General features: G+C 70.1%; 1 protein-coding gene. It reads left to right on the forward strand.

Features of this window, described 5'->3' with window-relative positions; translation table 11 throughout:
• Nucleotides 1–342 precede the first annotated feature (342 nt).
• Nucleotides 343–856 (forward strand): dihydroxy-acid dehydratase domain-containing protein (locus ACH0BU_RS18125; protein WP_500264485.1); only part of this gene is annotated, 514 nt, incomplete at its 3' end.

Consider the following 856-nt stretch of genomic DNA (forward strand, 5'->3'; position numbering starts at 1 on the left):
GTGCTGCGTGGAGTGTGCCGCTGCCAGGACTCGTCGCCGGTTCTGCCACTCGCCCGCGTCCCAGGCCTGCGGGCTCGGCCGGGCAGCATGGGTGTCGGGCTGCACCGGTCCCGGGCGGGGAAGGGGCCGGTGCCCGAGTGGTGACGTTGCGCGCGGAGCTGGCCGTGCGGCGTCGTCGGCGGGAGGAGCGGTGCCTGCAACCAAAGTCCGGGATGTGAGATCCGTGACCGCGATGTGAAACCCGCCCCGGGGCCGCGCGTAGGCTGGGGCGCAACACGTGTGCCGGGGCGGGGTTGGAGAGCGACGGCCCGCCCCGGCACTGTCTTTCGGGAAGGAACCACAGTGCCGCAGCTGCGTTCAGCAACGTCCACCACCGGCCGCAACATGGCGGGAGCGCGCGCCCTCTGGCGGGCCACGGGCATGGGGAGCGAGGACTTCGGGAAGCCGATCGTGGCGATTGCGAACTCGTTCACGCAGTTCGTCCCCGGCCACGTGCACCTCAAGAACATGGGTGACCTGGTGGCGTCCGCGGTCCAGGAGGCCGGGGGCGTGGCCAAGGAGTTCAACACCATCGCGGTGGACGACGGCATCGCCATGGGCCACGACGGCATGCTGTACTCGCTGCCTTCGCGGGACATCATCGCGGACTCCGTGGAGTACATGGTCAACGCCCACTGCGCGGACGCGCTGGTGTGCATCTCCAACTGCGACAAAATCACCCCGGGCATGCTCATGGCGGCGCTGCGGCTGAACATCCCCGTGGTGTTCGTCTCCGGCGGCGCCATGGTGTCCGGGGTGGGTGCGGAGGGAGGGGTGGAGCTCCGCGTGGACCTGGTGGATGCCATGTCCCTGTCCG

It is taken from the genome of Sphingomonas olei (assembly GCF_045369765.1).
GTDB lineage: Bacteria > Pseudomonadota > Alphaproteobacteria > Sphingomonadales > Sphingomonadaceae > Sphingomonas > Sphingomonas panaciterrae.